The organism is Arthrobacter sp. PvP023, assembly GCF_017832975.1.
Taxonomy (GTDB): Bacteria; Actinomycetota; Actinomycetes; order Actinomycetales; family Micrococcaceae; genus Arthrobacter.
Genome location: NZ_JAFIBI010000001.1, coordinates 1349978 through 1371392, shown reverse-complemented (window position 1 = coordinate 1371392; position 21415 = coordinate 1349978). Strand labels below are relative to the sequence as shown.

The 21415-nt window shown below is 65.8% G+C and carries 20 protein-coding genes and 1 pseudogene; 7 read left to right on the top strand and 14 right to left on the bottom strand.

Features of this window, described 5'->3' with window-relative positions; genetic code table 11:
* The first annotated feature begins 168 nt into the window (after positions 1 to 168).
* Positions 169 to 2388 carry a S9 family peptidase gene (locus tag JOE31_RS06370; protein ID WP_209742670.1) on the top strand — a complete coding sequence of 740 codons (2220 nt, stop codon included), beginning with the start codon at positions 169 to 171 and terminating at the stop codon, positions 2386 to 2388.
* A 139-nt stretch (positions 2389 to 2527) separates the two neighbouring features.
* Here JOE31_RS06370 and JOE31_RS06365 read toward each other — a convergent pair whose 3' ends face one another.
* Positions 2528 to 3712 (bottom strand): metallophosphoesterase family protein, encoded by a 1185-nt coding sequence (locus JOE31_RS06365; protein ID WP_209742668.1) that lies wholly within the window; start codon positions 3710 to 3712, stop codon positions 2528 to 2530.
* 223 nt (positions 3713 to 3935) lie between these two features.
* Between JOE31_RS06365 and JOE31_RS06360 the strand changes: the two genes are divergently transcribed.
* Both JOE31_RS06360 and JOE31_RS06355 read left to right on the top strand, forming a co-directional pair.
* The gene (locus JOE31_RS06360) at positions 3936 to 4640 is read left to right on the top strand and encodes a peptidoglycan-binding protein (RefSeq protein ID WP_374100813.1); all 705 of its coding nucleotides are present in this window, start codon (positions 3936 to 3938) and stop codon (positions 4638 to 4640) included.
* A gap of 36 nt (positions 4641 to 4676) precedes the next feature.
* Complete coding sequence (locus JOE31_RS06355; RefSeq protein WP_209742666.1) at positions 4677 to 7100, top strand: hypothetical protein; 2424 nt, start codon at positions 4677 to 4679, stop codon at positions 7098 to 7100.
* Between the two features lie 36 nt (positions 7101 to 7136).
* On the opposite strand, the gene JOE31_RS06350 is transcribed toward JOE31_RS06355, so the two are convergent.
* The 6 genes and pseudogenes from JOE31_RS06350 to JOE31_RS06330 form a co-directional block, all read right to left on the bottom strand.
* A complete protein-coding gene (locus JOE31_RS06350) occupies positions 7137 to 7616 on the bottom strand; it encodes a DUF664 domain-containing protein (RefSeq protein WP_209742664.1) in 480 nt (159 codons plus the stop codon).
* A complete protein-coding gene (locus JOE31_RS21435) occupies positions 7613 to 8014 on the bottom strand; it encodes a VOC family protein (protein ID WP_245199448.1) in 402 nt (133 codons plus the stop codon). Before JOE31_RS21435 ends, JOE31_RS06350 begins: the two co-directional genes overlap by 4 nt.
* 48 nt (positions 8015 to 8062) lie before the next feature.
* A pseudogene (locus tag JOE31_RS21430) lies at positions 8063 to 8524 on the bottom strand (SRPBCC domain-containing protein); the annotation flags it as partial.
* Complete coding sequence (locus tag JOE31_RS06340) at positions 8524 to 8874, bottom strand: helix-turn-helix transcriptional regulator (RefSeq protein WP_209742660.1); 351 nt, start codon at positions 8872 to 8874, stop codon at positions 8524 to 8526. The pseudogene JOE31_RS21430 and the gene JOE31_RS06340, both read right to left, overlap by 1 nt.
* Positions 8875 to 8994: 120 nt before the next feature.
* Complete coding sequence (locus tag JOE31_RS06335) at positions 8995 to 9546, bottom strand: GNAT family N-acetyltransferase (RefSeq protein ID WP_209742658.1); 552 nt, start codon at positions 9544 to 9546, stop codon at positions 8995 to 8997.
* A gap of 52 nt (positions 9547 to 9598) precedes the next feature.
* Complete coding sequence (locus JOE31_RS06330) at positions 9599 to 9949, bottom strand: cytoplasmic protein (protein ID WP_209742656.1); 351 nt, start codon at positions 9947 to 9949, stop codon at positions 9599 to 9601.
* Between the two features lie 169 nt (positions 9950 to 10118).
* On the opposite strand from JOE31_RS06330, the gene JOE31_RS06325 reads away from it, so the two are divergent.
* Together JOE31_RS06325 and JOE31_RS06320 are read left to right on the top strand one after the other, a co-directional pair.
* The gene (locus JOE31_RS06325) at positions 10119 to 10325 is read left to right on the top strand and encodes a DUF2945 domain-containing protein (RefSeq protein ID WP_209742654.1); all 207 of its coding nucleotides are present in this window, start codon (positions 10119 to 10121) and stop codon (positions 10323 to 10325) included.
* A 4-nt stretch (positions 10326 to 10329) separates the two neighbouring features.
* Positions 10330 to 11532: an NAD(P)/FAD-dependent oxidoreductase gene (locus JOE31_RS06320; protein WP_209742652.1), complete on the top strand. Its 1203-nt coding sequence runs from the start codon at positions 10330 to 10332 to the stop codon at positions 11530 to 11532.
* A gap of 133 nt (positions 11533 to 11665) precedes the next feature.
* Here the strand turns inward: JOE31_RS06320 and JOE31_RS06315 are convergent, their stop codons facing one another.
* Positions 11666 to 12826, bottom strand: a complete 1161-nt coding sequence (locus tag JOE31_RS06315; protein ID WP_209742650.1) for an acetate kinase — start codon at positions 12824 to 12826, stop codon at positions 11666 to 11668.
* Between the two features lie 122 nt (positions 12827 to 12948).
* Here JOE31_RS06315 and JOE31_RS06310 point away from each other — a divergent pair, with 122 nt between their 5' ends.
* Positions 12949 to 13212 carry a hypothetical protein gene (locus tag JOE31_RS06310; RefSeq protein ID WP_209742648.1) on the top strand — a complete coding sequence of 88 codons (264 nt, stop codon included), beginning with the start codon at positions 12949 to 12951 and terminating at the stop codon, positions 13210 to 13212.
* A gap of 17 nt (positions 13213 to 13229) precedes the next feature.
* Here JOE31_RS06310 and pta read toward each other — a convergent pair whose 3' ends face one another.
* Together pta and JOE31_RS06300 are read right to left on the bottom strand one after the other, a co-directional pair.
* Positions 13230 to 15341: a phosphate acetyltransferase gene (gene pta / locus JOE31_RS06305; RefSeq protein ID WP_209742646.1), complete on the bottom strand. Its 2112-nt coding sequence runs from the start codon at positions 15339 to 15341 to the stop codon at positions 13230 to 13232.
* A gap of 48 nt (positions 15342 to 15389) precedes the next feature.
* On the bottom strand, positions 15390 to 16313 hold the full coding sequence (locus JOE31_RS06300) for a helix-turn-helix transcriptional regulator (RefSeq protein ID WP_209742644.1): 924 nt from the start codon (positions 16311 to 16313) through the stop codon (positions 15390 to 15392).
* Positions 16314 to 16446: 133 nt separating this feature from the next.
* Between JOE31_RS06300 and JOE31_RS06295 the strand changes: the two genes are divergently transcribed.
* On the top strand, positions 16447 to 17706 hold the full coding sequence (locus JOE31_RS06295; RefSeq protein WP_209742642.1) for a multidrug effflux MFS transporter: 1260 nt from the start codon (positions 16447 to 16449) through the stop codon (positions 17704 to 17706).
* Positions 17707 to 17728: 22 nt separating this feature from the next.
* Here the strand turns inward: JOE31_RS06295 and JOE31_RS06290 are convergent, their stop codons facing one another.
* The 4 genes from JOE31_RS06290 to JOE31_RS06275 form a co-directional block, all read right to left on the bottom strand.
* A complete protein-coding gene (locus JOE31_RS06290) occupies positions 17729 to 17980 on the bottom strand; it encodes a hypothetical protein (RefSeq protein WP_209742640.1) in 252 nt (83 codons plus the stop codon).
* 129 nt (positions 17981 to 18109) lie between these two features.
* Positions 18110 to 18709: a PAS and ANTAR domain-containing protein gene (locus JOE31_RS06285; RefSeq protein ID WP_245199005.1), complete on the bottom strand. Its 600-nt coding sequence runs from the start codon at positions 18707 to 18709 to the stop codon at positions 18110 to 18112.
* A 276-nt stretch (positions 18710 to 18985) separates the two neighbouring features.
* Positions 18986 to 20284, bottom strand: a complete 1299-nt coding sequence (locus JOE31_RS06280; RefSeq protein WP_209742637.1) for an Nramp family divalent metal transporter — start codon at positions 20282 to 20284, stop codon at positions 18986 to 18988.
* Between the two features lie 118 nt (positions 20285 to 20402).
* Positions 20403 to 21338: a dihydrodipicolinate synthase family protein gene (locus tag JOE31_RS06275; RefSeq protein ID WP_209742636.1), complete on the bottom strand. Its 936-nt coding sequence runs from the start codon at positions 21336 to 21338 to the stop codon at positions 20403 to 20405.
* Between the last annotated feature and the right edge of the window lie 77 nt (positions 21339 to 21415).

The following is a 21415-nucleotide window of genomic DNA, read 5'->3' as shown; positions in this document are numbered from 1 at the left end:
TAAAGAATATGGAGCGCCGCCGCCTCGTGCATGAGTACCCACTACCTGTCTTTGGCGTCCCCCGCAGCTGCACGAACCAACGCGCTACGCAGGGCATAAGCGGACCACTCTATCCCCCGGTAGCGAACGCGTGTGCCCTCTGGCGGCATAGCTTTATATATTGAGTCAATGACCCAGACTCCAGTGCAGCACCCAGCCGACAACACCCCTGCGGCCGCCGCCCCCGTAGCCAGGAAGGTCCCGTTCGAACGGACCCACCACGGCGACACCTTCGTGGACAACTACGAATGGCTGCGGGCCAAGGCCTCCGCGGACGTGGTGGAGCACCTCAAGGCGGAGAACGCCTACCAGGAGGCGGTCACCGCCCACCAGGAACCGCTGCGCGAAGCCATCTTCCAGGAAATCAAGGGACGCACCCAGGAGACAGACTTGTCTGTCCCGAATCGCAAGGACGGCTGGTGGTACTACGCCCGCTCCGTCGAAGGCAAGGAATACGGCATCCAGTGTCGGGTCAAGGCCCAAAATACGGGGGACCCGGTGGCCGACTGGACGCCGCCGGCGGTGGAGGCCGGCGTCGAACTCCCCGGTGAAGAAGTCCTGCTGGACTGCAACGTCGAAGCCGAAGGCAAGCCGTTCTTCGCGGTGGGCGGCACGGCCGTGACCGTGGACGGCAACCTCTACGCCTACGCCGTGGACAACGCCGGCGACGAACGCTTCACGCTGCGCTTCAAGGACCTGCGCACCGGCGAGATGCTGCCGGACGTCATCGAGAACATCTTCTACGGCGTCTCCTTTTCCCCCGACGGCACGCGCCTGTTCTACACCGTGGTGGACGACGCCTGGCGCCCCTACCAGGTGAAGTCGCACATGCTGGGCACGCCGGTCACCGACGATGAGGTGATTTACCAGGAGGACGACGTCGCCATGTGGCTGGGCTTCGACCTCTCCTCCGACCGTCGCCACCTCGTGCTGAGCATCGGATGCTCCGAGTACAGCGAGACGCGGCTGCTCCGCTTTGACGATTACGACGCCGGACTCAGCACCGTGATCTCCCGCTACGAACACGTCCTCTACGAGGCCGAGCCGTTCATGCTTGATGGCACTGAGAAGATCCTGGTGACGCACAACCGGAACGCCATCAACTCCATGGTGTCCCTGGTGGACGCGGCCGAGCTCGCCAAGCCGCTGTCCGAGCAGCAGTGGACCACCGTCGTCGAACATTCCGACCAGGTGCGCGTCAACGGCGCGGGTGTCACGTCCACCCACCTGATTGTGTCCGTCCGCAAGGACACCATCGAGCGCGTCCAGGTCCTGGCCCTGGCCGGGCTGGGCACGCCCGCGCAGGGCGACCCGGTGGAGCCGGCGTTCGACGAGGAGCTGTACACCGCCGGCGTCGCAGGCTCCGACTACGAGGCCCCCGTGATCCGGATGGGCTACACGTCCTACTTCACGCCGTCGCGCGTGTACGACTTCGTGCTTCCCACTGCTGCTTCTCCGGCTGGCGAACTGTTGCTCCGCAAGGAGAGCCCGGTGCTGGGCGGCTACTCGCCGTCCGACTACGTGGCCACCCGTGAATGGGCGACGGCGGCCGACGGCACCCGTATTCCGCTTTCGGTGCTGCGGCACGCGTCGGTTTCCCGCGATTCCTCCGCGGCCGGGCTCGTGTACGGTTACGGCTCCTACGAGCTGAGCATGGACCCCGGCTTCGGCATCCCGAGGCTGTCCCTGCTGGACCGCGGGATTGTGTTCGTGATCGCGCACATCCGCGGCGGCGGCGAGCTGGGCCGGCACTGGTACGAGGACGGCAAGAAGCTCCACAAGAAGAACACGTTCACGGACTTCATCGCAGCGACGGACTGGCTGGCTTCTTCCGGGTGGGTCTCACCTGACCGGATTGCGGCGATGGGCGGCTCCGCAGGCGGGCTGCTGATGGGCGCCGTAGCCAACCTGGCCCCGGAAAAGTACGCGGCCATTGTTGCGGCCGTGCCGTTCGTGGACGCGCTCACCACCATCCTGGATCCGGAGCTGCCGCTGTCCGCCCTCGAGTGGGAGGAATGGGGCAACCCGATCACGGACCCCGAGGTGTACGCCTACATGAAGTCCTACACTCCCTACGAGAACGTTGGGCCGCTGGCGTACCCGAAGATCGCCGCGGTGACCTCGTTCAACGACACCCGTGTGCTGTACGTGGAGCCGGCCAAGTGGGTGCAGGCGCTGCGGTCTGAAACCACCGGGGCGGAGCCGATCGTGATGAAGATCGAAATGGACGGCGGCCACGGCGGAGCGTCCGGCCGGTACGTCCAGTGGCGCGAACGGGCCTGGGACTACGCCTTCGTGGCCGACTCCGTGGGCGCGACGGAACTGCTGCCAGGGGCCGGGGTTAAGTAGGGGTCGTTCCGGTCTGGCTGGGCGCGGGGCGAGTGGCTGAGCCTGCCGAAACCCGGCGATTTCCCGATTTTGGCCGCTATGCCGGGTGCATAGCGGCCAAAATCGTCACATGGATGAGCGTGCCGGCCCAACCACAGGATTACTGCTGCGCCGGCCCCAACGGGAGCGGAACGATGGGCTGGTCATTGGCCGTCAGGTCGATGCCGAAATCCTTCGCGAAAACGAGCCGGGTGTCCTTGTAGATTCCCGGGTGGTCCTCGTCCAGCTCAAAGACACGTGCGCCGCGCAGACGGTTACGGTCGGCGCCGGGCAGTCCATAGGCGCCGAATCCCGTTCCAGGGGCGTAGCCCAGCTGAACACCGTAGTAGTTACCCATGTAGGTGTTGACGTGATCGTGCCCCACAAAGTATCCGAGCACGTCCCCGCGTTCCAGGAAAGCGTTGAACAGGCCGGATTTGATGGGTCCGGGGCATTCATCTTCGTTGCGCTCCCCCACAATGCTGTGCTTCGTGAGTGCCCGGGCGTGATCAGCGTCCGTTCGTGAATCAAGGCTGGAGAACCACATGTTGCGGTGCTCATGAAGCGCGATGTGGCCCCACATGAGCGACGGTACTTTCTTCCCGTATTTCTGTTCGGTTGCGATGGACAGATTCCGATACCAGCTCACCTGATCCATGCGTACCCAGTCCCAGTCCGGGTAGCCCTCGAAGTCCTGGCCGTTGATGGTGTCCGGAGCGTAGCGGCCGGTGTCGATGAGCCACAGCCCAAAGGCCGGAGCCTTGGACCGCGAGGACTGCACCAGCAGCTGCGAGTTGGAGGTGCCGGTGAGCTCCGGGGCGGAATCAGCGTTCACATTGAACTCGTAGCTCTGCAGGAACTGAAGCATTTTGGCTTCGGTCATACCCGTTCGCTGCACTGAATCTTCGTCGTGGTTGCCGAACGTCACGGCCCACGGGATCTGCCGGCTTTCCATGGGCTGAACTACGTGGTTGAGCGCCTGCTTGACCTCAGTTTCGGAGTCGCAGCCGCCGTTGATCACATCTCCGTTGATCACCACAAAGTCCGGCTTTTCGGCTTCCAGGGTCCGGTTCATGAGTTCGATCGTGCGACGGTCCGTCTGCTCGTCGTCCTGGGTGTCGTTGAACTGGACGATCTTGAACGTGCCGTCCGGGCGGAAGAGGAGGCTTGGCTTTGGCGCCTTCGCACCCGGGGCCGCCTGGCTGCCGGCCGCTGCGGCCACGGTGATTCCCAGCGCTCCAAGCGTTCCGGCAGCAGCCAGTGCCGCTCTCCTGCTGAGTTTGGGCTGGTTGATACTGGTGTTCATTGAGACCTCTCGCTGCTGGTGCTGCACAGAGGCGGCCGCAGTTCCGGGCCGCCGTTATGTCCAGACAGTAGGAGAGGGAAGCGTCCCGCCCTGAAACACGCAGTGAACGGCCGGTGCGTACCAAAATATGATCATCATGCTTACTATTGACTGGCATTAGGCACATCGATGTAGAAACTGCTCACTGGGGGCAGCAGAAACCGTGCCGGAACTGGAGTTATTCGTGAGCACTGAACAGGGTTTGACCCCGCTTTCCGACGAAGAACTGATGGCACAGGGCGGCACAGCGCTTCCCGACAAGGAAGTGGCCTCCGTCCTGGACCTGAACGCCGACCTTGACCTGGGCATCAACGCTGCAGCACCCATCGACCTTGCCGTGGCAGCCAACGCCAACGTGGCGGCCCCGATCGACGCGGCAGCCTCCGCAAACATCCTCTCCTACGGGTCCGAGTCCCAGGCCCTCGCAGACCAGGGCGTGATCATCGATCAGGGGATCACCGCTGACGCCACGGCGGATTCCACCCAGGACAGCACCATTGACCAGGCGCCCGAAAGCACTGGCGCCGATTCCACCGACGGCGGTGCTACTGACGGAACCGCCGCTGACGGAACCGCCGACGGCACCCTGCCCGAGGGCTCAACGTCCGACGTCGGCGCCTTGCCGGTGGATCCCTCTGCAGCCCTGGACGGTGACCTCCTGAACGTGAACGTTGACCTTGCCGCCGATGCGGACATCGCCGCCCCGATCAACGGCGCGGTTGCGGCCAATGCCAACGTGGCCGCACCGATCGACGCGGCCGTGGCCGCCAACATCGGATCCATCGACAGCGACGCGTTCGCCGTGGCCCAGCAGGACGCCATCATCAGCCAGCACATCGACGGCGAAGCCACCGCCTCCGCCGATCAGCAGTCCGACCTCCGGCAGTAGAGTCCGGAAACCGACGTCAACGATGAGCACTCCTTAATGAGCACAGTGCACGGCGGGCCGTCCCGGCTGGACGGCCCGCCGGCCTCTTCCGCGCCCAGCGCCGGACGCCAGCCGGAAAACTCCGGGCCCGCTGTTGATTTGCCCGACGTTCCCTTCCGGGCCGACGGCATCGAGCTGATCGGCGAAACACAGGGCTCCGGCTACCGCGAGCCGCCCTCGTTGGTCCGGCGTGCCGACGGGCAGGCCATCCAGCTCACCCGCCTGTTGTACTTGGTACTCGAGGCGATCGACGGCAACCGCAGCGTCGACGAGGTTGCAGAGCATGCCAGCGCCCGCTTCGGCAGGCTGGTCAGCCCGGACAATGTCCGCACGCTGATCAGCTCGCAGTTGCTCCCGCTGGGACTGCTCCGGCTGGCCGACGGTTCGCAGCCCGAAGTCAAGAAAGCCGATCCGCTGCTGGGCATGCGCTTCCGGTACACCGTGACCGATCCGGACCGCACCCGGAAACTTACTGCTCCGTTTGCAGTCCTCTTCAACCCGCTCATAGTTGTGGCTGTGTGCGCAGCGTTCCTGGCCGCCTGCTGGTGGGTGCTGATGGTCAAGGGACTCGGCTCCGCCACGCACGATGCCTTCGCCAACCCGGCGATGGTGCTGCTGGTCCTGGCCGTCACCGTTTTGTCCGCCGGCTTCCACGAGTTCGGCCACGCCGCCGCAGCACGCCGCGGCGGTGCCACGCCGGGAGCGATGGGCGCCGGCCTCTATCTGATCTGGCCCGCTTTCTTCACCGACGTCACCGACTCCTACCGGCTCGGCCGCGGCGGCCGGATTCGCACGGACCTCGGCGGACTGTATTTCAATGCGATCGTGGCCGTGGCCATCATGGGCATCTGGTGGGCCACTGGCTTCGATGCGTTGCTGCTGGTGGTTGTCACCCAGATTCTGCAGATGGTCCGGCAGCTCCTCCCCCTTGTCAGATTCGACGGCTACCACATCCTGGCCGACGCCACCGGGGTTCCGGACCTCTTCCAGCGCATCAAGCCGACCCTGTTGGGGCTTCTGCCGTGGCGCCGGACGGCTCCGGAGGCCCAGGTGCTCAAGCCATGGGCCCGGGCCGTGGTAACCACCTGGGTGCTGGTCACCGTACCGTTGTTGCTGTTCAGCCTGGCCATGATGGTGATCTCACTGCCGCGCCTCCTGGGCACGGCGTGGGCAAGCGTGCTGAAACAGCAGTCCCAGCTGACCGAAAGCCTCGCTGCCGGGGACATCGCCGGCGCCGCGGTGCGCGCCCTGGCGATCGCCGCCGTCGCGCTTCCCGTGGTGGGCATCTTCTACGTCCTGCTGCGCCTGGTCCGTCAGCTGACCACGGGACTCTGGCAGAAGACCCGCGGCAAGGCCATCCAGCGCGGGGTCGCGATGGCCGCCGTCGCCGCTGTGACCGCCGGCCTGGCCTGGGCGTGGTGGCCCGGAGCAGACACGTACCGGCCGGTGCAGCCGTACGAGCGCGGCACCCTGGCCGACGTGACGACGGCGGTGTTCCCCACGTCGTCGTCCTCGACGCTTCGGGAAGGCCGGGCCGGGAAGACTGTCGCGTTGTGGCCCGCGGGCGCAGCAAAGCCCACACGGGAACAGCCACAACTGAGCATGGTGATGGTGCCCCGTACGGATTCTGCTGCCACCGGCGGCCCGGCTGCCGACGGCGGTGCTGCCGCGCCGCCGTCGTGGGTATTTCCGTTCAACCAGCCTGCCGCGCCCGACGAGGGCGACAACCAGGCGCTGGCGGTCAACACGCGGGACGGCACCGTGGCATACGACGTCGCGTTCGCGCTGGTCTGGGCCGAGGACGGCGACACGGTAGACACCACCAACGAGGCGTACGCCTTCGCCAGCTGCTCCGATTGCGCTGCGGTGGCGGTGGGCTTCCAGGTGGTGCTGATCGTGGGCCAGGCGGACGTGATTGTTCCGGAGAATCTTTCCGCAGCCGCGAACTACAACTGCGTCCGGTGCCTCACTTACGCGCTGGCCAACCAGCTGGTGCTCACTCTCGACGGGCCGCTGAGCGAGGACGGCATGGACCGGCTCAACGCGCTGTGGGCCGAGATTGCCGAGTTCGGGCGGAACCTGCAAAACGTTCCGCTGTCCGAAATCCAGGAACGCCTCAACGCGTTCAAGGCGCAGGTCATGGACATCGTCCAGAACGACCCGAGCGCCACCAGGACTTCACCCACGCCGGGCACCACGGCTACCCCGACGCCCGGATCCAGCCAGGCGCCCTCTCCCGGCGCCACGACGCCAACGGTCCCCGCAGGAACGACGACGGCGGATCCGACTCCCACCACCCCCGTCACCGGAGGTGCGGCCACGGAGAACCCCGCTCCCACGGCGGAACCGACCGTCGCACCAACGGTCGGCCCGACGGAATCGGCCCCCGCGACTCCTGCGCCTACGTCGACGGGCGGTTAAGCGTGGGTTGCCGCGCGAGCCGCCCAAAAATCCGAATTAGCCCACTACGAGGTTCTGGTGTCCGTCGATTAGCTCCCGGACGATGTCGAGGTGGCCCGCGTGGACGGACGTTTCAGCGAGCACGCGAAACAGGACCTCACGCCCGTCGGACATCGGTGGTGCGTCGAACACGCTGGTTGGAGGCCACCACCGGGGAGGGGCATCCAAATCGATCTCCGCAAGGACTTCATCACTTCGAGCGATTTCACGCTTGTAGATGTTGATGGCCTCGGAACCGGTCATCGGTTCGGAAGCCCAACCGTTGCGAAGTTCGGCAATCGCTCTGTCATCGCCGCCGAGAACGGCCGATATCCAGAACATCTCGTCGTCGAAGGCCAGGTGGTTGAGAAGCTGGGTCATTGTCCAGCCTGAGGGAACCAAAGCTCGTTGCATCGCATAGTTCTCGAGGCCGTCGACTGTTCGAAGAACATGTCTTCGCTCACCCGCCAGCTGAGCAAGCAATTGGACGTCGCTCATGCCGCAGGCTCGTATCCGACAAGCCAGTGAAGTCCATGACGATCAATGACCTGGCCGTCGAAGGCGCCCCAGGGCTTGGGCGAGAGTGGATCGAGCACGGACCCGCCGACGGAGAGTTTATCGAACCACTCATGGAGGACTGCCGGTTCGGCGGTTCCCAGCAGCGAGAGCATCATGCCTTCGAGCCGGACCGTTGTTTGGCCTTCGGCTGCGTCCGATCCTGCCAGGGCAACGACGCCGTTGAGCACTCCATGAGCTACGGCTTCTGGTGGGCCGTCGCTCCTGCCAAAGTTCTCGTACGTGTGCAGGGAAAGCTCACCGCCGAAGACATCAGCGTAAAAGTTCAAGGCTTCCCGCGCCGTTCCCGGAAAGAAGACATAGATCTGGGGCCCGGCCATGCGCCCATTGGTCCCTGTGGTCATGGCGGTGCTGTCCTTGACCCGGTCGATGGTAGCGCCCCAGCCCTCCTGAGTGCCTCCCAGCATGAGCTTTTGCACCTCTTCGATGTCGAGATGCTCAGAGAACTGAACAGTGAGAACGAGCTCCGTCTCCGTGCCCAAGTCGTTCAGCTGCACCGTGACAACAGGAGCGGTCAGTTCGTTCTCGCCGTCGAGTTCGGGCCAGCCTCCGGCTGCTCCCCAGCGGAAGACGAGTCGTTCGTCGGGAACGATCTCCAGGTAAACTCCCCCAGTGGGGTAGCTGAGGTCTTCATCGACGATCATCTGCTGCTTCCACGTTCCCCCAACGCGAAGGTCCACCTCAATGGCCGTGGCCGGCGTGGGCATGTCCGGGTTGTAGAACCAGGCCAGGTGCTCAGGGTCGGTCCACGCTGTGAACACGGCATGCCGCGAGGCGGCCAAAATGCGGGTCAGGGTGAAGCTTCGATCCTGCGTCGGGTAGTCGGTCATCATCTGTCCTCCGGTTCTGTGAGCTCATCGGGTCGATCGGGTGTCATGGCGAGCTGAGCGCCCAGGCGCTCCAATCGCGTGCCCAAGAAGTCGCGGTACGGGCGCATCCATTCCTCAACCTGCTGAAGGGGCGCAGGCTGGAGACGGCAGTTCCTCCACTGGGCAGATCTGGATTTAGTGATCAGCCCGGCCTGCTCGAGCACTTTCAGGTGGCGTGATACGGAGGGCACGCTGATTGAGTGCGGGGCGGCTAGTTCGGTAACCGTCGCGTCGCCCTGCTGCAATTGCGCCAGCAAAGCACGACGAGTCGGATCCGCCAAGGCAAAGAAGACCCTACTCAGTTCGTCCATTTGCGCACGAGCCTAATTACGCGTTGACGTAAATACAAGACCCTTGGGGGTTTGCCTGTGCTACCGGGCACCGAGGGGACTGCAGCCCCAAGGCCTGGAGCCCACATCAGATTGACATTCTTACCGCGCGGCCCATTCGTCACGGAGCATGGCGTAGACAACTTCCGTGGCCCATTCGCCCTTGTACCGCCACTTGTCCACGTGCTTGGCCTCGAGGCGCATGCCCAGCCGCTCGCAGATGGCAGCCGAAGCCGTGTTCAGTGCATCCAGCTTGGCGTCGATCCGGTGGAAGTTCAGGCCCTCAAAGCCGAGCTTGAGCACCGCCTCTGCCGCTTCGGTGGCGTAGCCGTGGCCGCGCGCGTCGGGCGCCAGGCTCCAGCCCACCTCGGCCTGCCCGAAGCCCGGCAGCCACTTGAGCACCACCTCGCCAATCAGGCCAGGCGAGTCCGCGGCTTCGATGGCCAGCGCCACCCAGTCGCCCTCCTTGTCGAAGACAAAGTTGGCGTACTTCCCCACCCTTTCCATGCACTGCGTGTAGGTCTTTGCATCCCCGGGCAGGAACCGTGCGGTGCCGGGCAGTGAGCGGTAGGCATGGAAGGCATCGAGGTCCGCGGCTTCAAAGCGGCGCAGGACCAGTCGGTCAGTACGGATGGGCAGTCTGATGTCCGGCATGGATTGAGCGTACCCTCCTGCAGATCCCAGGGATCGCACTGAACGGCAAGGTCTATGAACCGCCGGGTCCGAGCGGTTGGGGAGCCTGACTGTCCGCGGGCCGGGCAGCACCCTTGAGCTCAACAAAAAACGTGTGAGTTTCGGTTTCCCCGATGTTTTCTCCGGAATGATCCTGCGCGGGCAGCCAGCGGACCGCCCCGGGCGGCAGTTCCACTTCCACGGAATTACCGTTTGAGGAAATACGACGGCGGAAAGCACTAAGCGTAATCATCACGCTGTCGGGATGGCTGTGCTCCGTGGTCTTATGCCCGGGCACGTCCGTGTACTCGAGCACGCGGACCCGCTCGTTTTCGAAAGCCACCCGGTAATTCTCCGGATTCGTGTCAACAGGATCGTTCGCCATGCAGGGACTGTACGCCTGCGCAACTGCTCAGACCAGAGGCCTGGGGTCTCCGGTTGCCCCAGCCCGTGACCGCCGCCGGCGACCCCAGGAAACTAATCATGCTTACTATTGGGTGCACCCCGTTTCCAGTCGAGGGTTCAACGGTCTAGGTCACACCGAAGGAGCAAATATGGCGCTGCGCAAGGGAACGTCCGTGGAGTGGAACACGCCCCAGGGGCCCACCCACGGGAAGATCGTGGAGAAGAAGACCAGCGACTTCGAGCTGGACGGAAACAAGCACCGGGCCAGCGAAGAGGAGCCCCAGTACGTGGTGGAGTCCGCCAAGACCGGTGCACGCGCGGCCCACAAGGCGTCCGCCCTGACCGAGAAGGGCTAGGGCCGTGCCCGCCCGCGAACACCACGACATCCTGATCATTGGCGGCGGAAACGCCGGAATCTCCCTGGCGGCGCGCCTGCACCGTTACGGCGTCAAGGACGTTGCCGTGGCCGAACCCAAAGACCACCACCTCTACCAGCCGCTGTTCTCCCACATCGCCGGCGGCCGGGCCATGGCCTCCGAAGCCATCCGGCCTCAGGCTTCCGTCACGCCGCGCGGAGTGACCTGGCTGCACGACGCCGCCGCCAGCATCGACGCCGCCGCGAACACTGTCACGCTGGCCTCCGGCCGCAAGATCACCTACGGACAGCTGGTGGTCTGCCCCGGCCTCCAACTGGACTGGGACCGGATTCCCGGGCTGGCCGAGGCAGTCCACTCGCCGCAGGGCGCTTCCCATTACGAGTTCGAGCTGGCGCCGAAGGCCTGGACCCTGCTCAGCACCTTGAAGTCCGGCACCGCAGTATTCACCATGCCGGCCGGGCCCATCAAATGCGGAGGTGCCGCGCAAAAACCCATGTACCTGGCCTGCGACTACTGGCGGGAGCAGGGGGTCCTGGACGACATCCGCGTGGTGATGGTCCAGCCCTACCCCACCGTATTCGGCGTGCCGGGCGTTGATGAGGAGCTGGACCGGAAGGTGGCCGAATACGGCATTGAGCTGCGGCTCAACAGCGAACTGGTCTCCGTGGACCCCGCGGCCCGGACGGCGCACATCCGGAACAACTCCGACGGCGGCACCGAGGAACTCAGATACGACGTCCTGAATGCGGTCCCGCCGCAGTCGGCGCCGGACTGGCTCAAGCGCACCGACTTGCCCGCGCCCGGCGACGCCGGCGGCTTCGTTCAGGTGGACCCGGAGACTCTGCAGCATGTCCGCTACCCGAATGTCTGGTCGCTGGGCGATGCCGCCGGCACCACCAACTCGAAGTGCGGCGGCGCATTGCGCAAGCAGACCAAAGTTCTGGCCAAGAACCTGGTGTCGGCCCGCAAAGGCAAACCGCTGAAGGAGAAGTACAACGGCTACGCGGTGTGCCCGTTCACCGCCTCCCGGTCAACCGTGGTCTTCGCGGAATTCGACGACCAGTACCAGCCGATGCCCACCATCCCGCGTGTCCCCACGTGGAAAGAAAGCCGGGCTTCCTGGGTGGTGGACCGCGACGTCTTCCCGCAGGTCTACTGGAACCTCATCCTGAAGGGCCGAGCCTGAGCAGGAACGATTTGCCACGAGTGAGAGAGCGTCCCGGGAAAAGCGGCCACAAGTGAGAGAGCGTCCCGGGAAAAGCGGCCACAAGTGAGAGAGCGTCCCGGGAAAAGCGGCCAATAGTGAGAGAGCGTCCCGGTTAGGAGGCGGAATGCACGACGGCGGCGGTCGCCTCCGCGATGGCGCGCTCCTCGTCGGTGGGCACCACCAGGACGGGGATCACTGACGCCGCGGTGGAAATCACCCGCGGTTCCTTGGACCGCTGGCTGTTCAGCCCGGCGTCGAGCTCTATGCCCAGCGCCCCCAGCTTGTCCGCCACCAGCGCGCGGAACTGGTGCGAGTTTTCGCCGATGCCGGCGGTGAACACCAGGGCCTTGGCCCCGCCCACGGCCACGTGGTACCCGCCGATGTACTTGGCCAGCCGGTAGGACGCGACGGCGAGCGCCGTGGTTGCACGGGCGTCGCCGGTTTCGGAGGCTTCCACCACGGAGCGCATGTCGTTGTTCCCGGCGAGGCCCTTGAGCCCGGATTCGCGGTTGAGCAGGGAGTCGATGTCCTCGGTGGACCAGCCGGCGCGGCCCAGGAACACCAGGATGGACGGGTCCAGGTCGCCTGAGCGTGTGCCCATCACCAGGCCCTCCAGCGGGGTGAAGCCCATGGACGTGTCCACGGACTTTCCGCCGCGGATGGCCGTGACGGAGGCGCCGTTGCCCAGGTGGGCGATCACGCCGTCGAACTCGTCCACGGGAAGGTCCAGCAGCGCCGCCGCCTGGTGCGAGACGTACTCGTGCGAGGTGCCGTGGAAGCCGTAGCGGCGGATTCCGTGGTTGGTGTACAGCGAGTCCGGCACCGCGTAGCGCCAGGCGTGCTCGGGCAGGGTGCGGTGGAAGGCGGTGTCGAACACGGCAACCTGCGGCATGTCCGGCCACTTCCTGGCGATGGCGCGGATGCCCAGCACGTTGGCGGGGTTGTGGAGGGGCGCCAGCGGGTTGAGCCGTTCGATGGCGCGGGTGATCTCGTTGTCGATCAGCACCGGCTCGCCGAAGCGCTCGCCGCCGTGCACCACGCGGTGTCCCACGGCATCCAGCGTCCGGTCGCCCAGCACCTCGTGGATGGCTGCGTCCACCTGCTCCAGTGCCTCAGCGTGGTCCCGCGGGCCCTCGATCTCGCCGTCACCTTCACCGCCGTTGCCCATGCCGATCTTTTCGATCAGTCCCTCGGTAAGGACGCTGTGGGATGCCACATCCCGCACCTGGTACTTGAGCGAGGACGAACCGGAGTTGATGACGAGGACGAGCACTGGGCCTCCTAAGCCTGGACTGCTGCGGTGGTCGGTGGAAGTTCGATCGTAGCGCCATTGCGAAAGGTTCTGCGGGCGCTTAGAGTCGGCGGACAAATTGGACTACGCAAGGAGGGCCTTCCATGACTGACAACGCCAGCGAACCGGACACCACTGCGGCGGAGAACACCGCGCCGGACACCGGGGCGAAGAAGCCGGATCCCACCGGCGTCGAAGGCGCCAACCCCGCCCTGGACGACACGGGGAACGTCAAGGCCGCCGAGGTGGGCGACTCCCCCGAGCCGCCCGAGAACGTGGAGGACCTGGACCTCACCCCTGAGGGCCTGGCCGATGAACCGGCCAAGCAGGAAGACCCGGACAGTCCGGCAGAGCCGGAGAACAGCTAGAGCCGGAGAACAGCTAGCTACGCGTGCGCGGCCGTGGCTGCCGGTTCTGCGGCCGGCGCCACGGACTGCGCCTGCACCGCTGTGATGGCCACCGTGTTCACGATGTCCTCCACCGTGCAGCCGCGGGAGAGGTCGTTCACCGGCTTGCGGAGCCCTTGCAGGACAGGCCCGACGGCGACCGCCCCCGAGGACTGCTGCACCGCCTTGTAGGTGTTGTTGCCGGTGTTGAGGTCCGGGAAGATGAACACGGTGGCCTGCCCGGCCACGGTCGAGCCGGGCATCTTGGACTGCGCGATCGCGGCGTCTACGGCGGCGTCGTACTGGATGGGGCCTTCGACGGCGAGGTCCGGGCGGCGCCCCTTCACCAGTTCGGTGGCCTGCCGGACTTTGTCCACGGCCTCGCCGGTGCCGGATCCGCCGGTGGAGTAGGACAGCATGGCCACGCGCGGCTCCACACCGAACTGTGTGGCGGTCTCGGCCGACGCCAGCGCGATGTCCGCCAGCTGCTCCGCGTTGGGGTCCGGGTTGACCGCGCAGTCGCCGTACACCAGCACCCGGTCCGGCATCAGCATCAGGAACACTGAGGAGACGATCTTCACGCCGTCGCGGGTCTTCACGAACTCCAGCGCCGGTCGGATGGTGTGGGCGGTGGTGTGTGCGGCACCGGACACCATGCCGTCCACCACGCCCAGCTGCACCATCATGGTGCCGAAGTAGCTGCCGTCCAGCATGACCTCAAGGGCCCGGGCCAGGTCCACGCCCTTGTGCGCCCGCAGCTCCGCGTACTTCTCGGCAAACTGCTGCCGCAGCCCCGACGTGGCAGGATCCACGATGGTCATTCCGGAGAGGTCGATGCCCTGGGTGGATGCCAGCTCCCGGACGTCCGATTCGTTGCCCAGGATGGTGAGGTCGCAGACGTCCCGCCGGTGCAGGATCTCCGCGGCCCGCAGGATCCGAACGTCGTTGCCCTCGGGCAGCACGATGTGCCGGCGCTGCAGCCTGGCCCGTTCAATCAGGTCATGCAGGAACCGCAGCGGCGTCATTCGCTCCAGCCGCGGCAGGTGCAGGCGTTCCACCAGCTCCGCCTCGTCCACGCGCCTGGCCCACAGCCCGACGGCGGAGGCCACCTTGCGGCGGTGCCCGGACCAGATTTCGCTGCGGACCTCGGACACGCGCTTGGCGGTGGTGTAGGTGTCGTCCGGGCTGGCGAACACGGGGAACGGCGCCTGCGCCAACAGGGAGTAGATGTTGGGCTCCGGGGCAAGGCCGCCGGTGAGGATCAGCGCGGACGGCACCGGGAACTCCGGCGAGAACGACGACGCCAGGCACGCAACCATCACGTCCGCGCGGTCACCCGGCACGATCACCAGCGCGCCGTCGTCGAGCACGTGCAGGAAGTTGGCCACGCTCATGGCCGCCACCTTGATGGAGTGGACGTCGCGTTCCATGTCCTGCCGGCCCGCCACCTGGCGGATTCCCAGGGCCGCGGCCACCTCGCCCGTGGTGGGCCGGGCAATGTCCTCCAGCTCCGGGAAAACATACACCGGCCGGCCGGAGACGCCGGGCTTCACAGCCGCGACGATCCCGTCCACGTCCTCCGGGTCCGCGCGGTTCACCATGATGGCCAGCAGGCTGCAGCGTTCCGCCGCCAGTTCCTTGCGGGCAACCTCGACGGCGTCAGCCGCCTCCCCGATGGTCCGCCCCTTCGCGCCGACAACCGCCACGACGGAGGCGGCCAGGTTGTTCGCGAGGCGTGCGTTCAGGTCGAATTCGACGGCGGCGTCCTGGCCGGTGAGGTCGGTGCCCTCCACGATCACCACATCGCAGTGCCGTGACATGTCGGCGAAGATCTCCACGCAGCGGGCGTCGATCTCCGCCCGGTTTCCCTCGGCCAGCAGGGCACGGACCTCTGCATACGTCAGGCCGCCGCGGCAGCGGTCGTCGTCGAGATCGAAGCGGGACTTCATCAGCGCCACCATGGGGTCCGACGCGGCGTCGGGGCCGTGGACCACAGGCTTGAAGAAGCCGATGCGGTCCGCATGCCGGTGCAGCGTGTCCGCAAGCCCCAGCGCTATGAGCGACTTACCGGATCCCGGTGTGGTCGCGCTGACGTAAATCCCCTTGGCCATGATCCGCCCTTAGGTAGTGACGTGGTGGTGCTCCGTCCCTCCATACTTTCACTTGTTGGCCGGGTTTCTCCACGAGGCTTGCGGGGGCGGGGCCGGGGATGTCCCGAGGGCCAGTTCGGTGATTCGCTCGGTGGCGGCCCAGCTGGCGAGCAGCCGCAGGCGTTCATCCGAGGGCGATCCGGGCACGGCCGGATAGACCGTGAGCCGGAAGCCCGGGTCCTCGGCGAGATCCATGGCTTCGTAAGTGAGCTCGAGTTCCCCCACCACCGGGTGGTGGAACACCTTGGTGCCGGCGTAATGGCGGCGCACGTTGTGGGCTGCCCAGCGGGTCCGGAATTCCTCGCTGCGCGTGGACAGTTCACCGACGAGGTCGGCCAGGCGTTTGTCGAAGGGGTTCTGGCCGCTGTTGGTGCGCAGGATTGCCACGTTGGTGTTGGCTGCGAGTTCCCAGTTGGGGTAGAAGTCCCGGGCGCTGGGGTCGAGGAAGATGAAACGGGAGTGGTTGGCCGGCCGGGCGGGTCCGCGGTACATCTCCGAATACAGGGCGTAGCCGAGCTGGTTGGCGGCCACGATGTCCATGTGCTGGTTGCCGATGAAGGCCGGCGCCCCGGTGATGGCGTCCAGCATGAACTGGAGGGCGGGCCGGACGTTCCCGCTCTGGAGGGGACGTTGTTTGGTCCTGCCGGAAGGGCTGGCCGCACGCGCAAGGTTGTAGAGGTGGTCCCGTTCGGCTTCGTCCAGTTTCAGTGCCCTGGCGATGGCGTCGAGCACGCTTTCGGAGGTGCCGGACAGGTTTCCGCGCTCCAGCTTCGTGTAGTAATCCACGCTGACCCCCGCCAGCATGGCGACCTCTTCGCGGCGCAAGCCGGGGACCCGCCGTCGTCCGCCATAAAGCGTCAGTCCGGCCATTTCCGGGGTGATCTTGGCGCGTCTTGAGGCGAGGAATTCCCGCACCGCCATCCTGTTATCCACCCATTCACGCTACACCGGGGCAGCCGGCTGAGGGAGGTACTGCCAGAACCCGGATAAGGAGAGCCGTCGCTAGGAACGGCGCGGCCCGGTTGACTTGGAAATCAACCCGCATCACCTCTGGAACGGAGCCAGCATGACTGCCACCGGCACCCCTGAGCACGCCACCGCACCCGGGCCTGCTCCCGCGCCAATACAAGCCGTCGGCCGGCCGCTGGCGGTGGTCCTCGGCCTGCTGACAATCTTCGGTCCGATCTCCATGGACCTCTACCTTCCCGTCCTTCCAGCCCTCACCGCCGAGCTCAACAGCACAACGTCCGTGGCGCAGCTGACCATCTCGGCCTGCCTGCTTGGCCTGGCCATCGGCCAAGTGGTTGCCGGCCCGCTCTCGGACCGTTTCGGCCGCCGGCCGCCGCTGCTCATCGGCGTGATCGCCTACACCCTCACATCGGTCCTGTGCGCACTCAGCCCCACCGTCGAAACCCTCATCGCGGCCAGGTTCGTCCAGGGCATCGCCGGCGCCGTGGGCATCGTCATCGCCCAGGCGGCCGGCCGGGACGTGTACTCGGGCGGGAAACTGATCCGGTACTACGGCCGCCTCACCGTTCTGGGCGGACTGGCCGCCATCATCGGCCCCGTGATCGGCGGCCAGCTTGCAGCAGTCACGGACTGGCGCGGAGTCTTCCTGTTCCTCGCGGCAGTGGGCGTGGCCATCCTCGTGGCGTGCCTGATGATCTTCCGCGAGACGCTGCCGGAAGGCGCGCGCACCACGGGAGGCCTCTCCCACACGTTCAACGACTTCCGCCGACTCCTGGCCGACCCGATGTTCGTGGGAGCGGTCCTGATCACCGGCTTCACCTACTCCGCGATCTTCGCCTACCTCAGCGGGGCAACCTACATCCTGCAAGGCATGTACGGCCTCTCCCCGCAGGGCTACTCGTTCGCGTTCGGGCTCAATTCCCTGGGCTTCGTGATCTTCGGGTTTATCGCCGGCCGCCTGGCCGAGCACTGGTCCGAGCGGGGAACCCTTGCCGCGGGCCTGGCCATGACCCTCGCCGGGGCGTTGGGCCTGCTGGCGACCGCGTTCCTGCACCTGCCCTTGATCGCCATCATCCTGTCCCTGTTCACCATGGTCAGCGGCGTGGCCGTCACCAGCCCGCCGGCCACCTCGCTCGCGCTCAAGGGGTACCCGGACATCGCCGGTACGGCCTCGTCGCTCCTGGGCCTGGCGCGGTTCGCATTCGGCGGCCTGGCCGCTCCCCTGGTGGGCATCGGGGGCGCCAGCGATCCGGTGCCGTTCGGTATCGTCGCGGCCGCTGCCGCAGCGGCGGCCGCGCTCTGCCTGGGACTGGTCCACCGCCGTCGAAACCCTGTTGGTGGAGGTCAGGCTTCGTGAGGACCGGGCGTGGCCACCAGGATCAGGCGGTTTCCGAATCCGAGTAGGGTGCCCGCGGCCGCCACAGCGGCTCCAACGCAAAATCGTTCACTGCGACGGAAACCATGTCGCGTTCCTTGACCGGCAGCGGCCCTCGGCCCTCGACGTAGGCCAGGACGGGTTGATAATCGAGGTTCCCCCCGATGCTCAGGTAGTGCAGCCAGAGCGTAAAAGGATCGATCGCCAGTTCGTGGATCACCGTGGCAGTAAGCGCCCGCTGATCATCTTCCCGCATACCCGTACCTCCCCGGTTCCAGAGATTCAAGATTTCCCCGGTAGCGGTTCGGAACGGTGGTTCAGAAGGATGGGTCCGTTTTTTGGCAGATGGCTTTCGCGGCGGGCCCGGTCAGCAGTGCGGGCCCCGTCAGCAGTGCGGGCGGGGGCGCGGTCGCCGGCGGGGCGGGGGGTCCGGGGGCCGGTGGTTGGCCTGGACCAACTCCTGGATGAAGCGCCCCAGCGCGCCCGCGTCTGCCGGGTTGTCGGCGAGGGCCACGAGGCCGCACGCGATGCCGGCAAGCTTGATGTTCCTCTTGTTGCTGTAGGCGGTCAGCAACTTGAAGGCCTCGGCGGATCCGATGCCCAGCCGCCCCATGAGGATGCCCTCGGCCTTCGTGATGGTGCTCCGCGTACCCAGCGCGCCGCGGACGGCCTCACGCGCGGCCACTTCCGTTTCCCGATGGATCGTCGACGTCAGGTCAAGCATGACTCCCGAAATAGTGGACACCTTCCCGGCTTCATCCAGCACCGCCTCCCCCGCCGTCAGCACCTTACGCTCGCGCGACGCGGCATCGATCACTCGGTGATAAATGGCGACATGCCCGCCGTGTGTGTAGACCTCACGGCTGATCTCCTGGATCCCTGCCAGGTCTTCAGGGTGTTTGTGCGACAGCAACAGCTTCTGGGTGGGGACGACTTCCCCGCGACGATAGCCGTGGATTGCGTAGAGCTCATCCGACCACTCCATGGTCCCGGCCTTCACATCAAAAACAAACGTTCCGGCCAGCAATGCAGACGCTCCCAACACACTGGAATACGTCTCCGCCCGCCCCAAGATTTCATCCATTGGGCCCCTGTCCTGGGTCGGCTTCCCCCGGCTCTGATCGTACCCTGATGCACGGGGATACGGGACCGCCGGACCGGCCCAATAATGCTTTCCCATAACGCGCCGGGGGCGCACGGCAGGATCCCCAACCCGTTGCGGGCTGGGGATCCTCGCTCCGTGGGGATCCGGGGCGATTCCCTAGCCGATCAGGGTGGTGATGAGCCGGATCGACGAAGCGATGATGGCGATGAGGCCGATGGCGCCGAACAGGTTTTGCCACCACTTGTTGCGCAGGTCCCCCATGACGGCCTTCTTGTTGGCCATGATGACGATGAGTGCGCCGAGCAGCGGCGCGATGAGGACGGTCAGGGACTGGGCTATCACGATGAGCCCCACGGGCGAGGACTGGAAGGAAAGCGTGATGACCAGGCCGAAAGCCAGGATGACACCGGTGAAAATGCGCGCCGTCGGGGATCCGGCCTGGGCGCCGCGGCCGAGGCCGTCCGAGAGCATCGTGCCGCCGGCGGTGGCATTGGCGATCATGGATGAGAACGCCGCACCGGAGAGGCCAAGCGCGAAGAGCATGGACCCGACCGGCCCCGCCAGTGGTGCGAAGACGGAGGCCAGGGCGTTGATGGTGCCGGCTTCGGCGCCCGTCTTGCCGAGCACTGCGGCGGCCACCATGATGACCAGGGCCGTCATGATGCCGGGGGCAACGATGCCCGGGATCGTGTCAACAAGGGTGATGTCGCGGTAATCGGCGCGGGTGCGGCCGTTTTCCTTGATGCCGTATGAGGTGTAGAAGGCCGCGTTGATGGAGAAGTTGGTGCCGACCAGTGCCACGATGAGAATTTCGCTCCCTGCCGGAAGGCTCGGAACCATGCCCTCCATGGACCGGTACCAGTCGGGCTGCGCGACGATGGTGCTGGCTATGAACGCTATGCCCATCAGGACGACGATGACGAGCAGCGCTTTTTCCACGACTCCGTAGACGTTGCGGAACGCCAGGACGAAGGCGACCGCTGCCGTGCAGACCACCGACCAGAGAACGGGGGAACCGCCAAACACGAGCGAAAGGCCCAAGCCTGATCCGACGGCATTTCCGACCGAGAACATCAATGTGATTCCAAAGACGCCGAGGCCGGCCAGCACGCCGACCCATTTTCCGAGGTGCTGCTTGATGGCGGTGATCAGGGAACCGGGAGCGGTAATGCCGAGCCGGACGCTCATGTCGGTGAAGAAGATCATCAGGACTGTCGAGACGGCAATGACCCAGACCAGGCTGTAGTCGAACCGGCTGCCGGCCTGCACGGCGGTGGTGAGGTTCCCGGGCCCGAATTGCCAGGCGCCAACGACGAAAGCGGGGCCCATGAGGGCGAGGTAGCCCAGGAAAGTCCGGCGTTTGGCAGGTGCGGCCGGACCCGGGTGGTCGTCGCGGGTGACGGTTCGTCCTCGATGAGTGTGCGGGGAGGTAATGGTGTTGTTCGGCTCGCTCATTGCGAGTCCTCCTTCTACAGCAGCACTGCTGTGGTCGTCGTTGACCTAATTGGAGAATAAAGCATTCGATGGGGATACAGGTGGCGGGCTGCGCCCGCCACCTGTAAGGATCCGAAGATCAGGCAGGAACGGTGACGCTGCCCAGGTTCGCGGACTTCAGTGCCAGCGCAATTTCAGCTCCGGCGCCTTCCGCCAGGGGAAGCAGCGGCGGGCGGACAGTAGCGTGATCGAGGATGCCGCGGGCCACCAGGCCTTCCTTGAGGGCCACAGTGCCCTCCATGTGTGATCCACGGTGGTAGACGTTCTTCGTCACAGGCAGGAGGCGGTCGTGAATGGCGCGGGCCGCGGCATAGTCCTTGGCCTTACCGGCGGCGATGAGCTCCACCAGCGGCTCGGGGGCGAGTCCGCCGTAGCCGACGAGTGCGCCGTCGACATCGAACATGGTGTGCAGCAGGTACTCGTCGTGGCAGGTCAGGATCTGCAGGTCCGGGTAGGTGGCACGCAGGACCGGGATCTCGGTGTCCCAGCGCTTCATGTTACGGACACCGTTCTTGGTGGCGAATACCCCTTCCTGGCCCGCGATCTCCAGCTGGGTTTCGAGGTCGTAAGTGGCCTTGGTGGCGTCGGGGTACTGGAAGAGGATCAGCGGCAGACCGGAGGTTTCGTAGATTTCCTTGTATCGGGTCTGCGGGGCGCCCTTCTGGTACCCGAAGCGAAGCCAGCCGTGGGACGGGTAGACCAGGCCGGCCGCGGCCCCGGCTTCAACCGCACGCTTGGCCTCAAGGGCGGCGACCATGTTGCCCTCGCCGGTGATGCCGGCGATGATCGGCAGTTCGCCGTTGACCGCTTCCTTGAAAGCGCGGATAACGAGCGCCTGCTCGTCCTGGGTCAGGAAGGTGCCTTCGCCGGCGTGGCCGAGGACAACCAGCCCTTTGACGCCCTCGACGCTGGCCAGCCATCCGCCCAAGCGGTGGATGGCGTCGACGTCGACGCTGCCGTCCCGGTTGAACGGCGTTACGGGAGCGGGAACCAGCCCGCGGAGATCGATGGTCATTAGAGCTACCTCTGTCTTGTCGATGGTCTCTCCCGCTATGATGAAAACGTTTGCGGGAACGTTTTCATTCTGCGGTG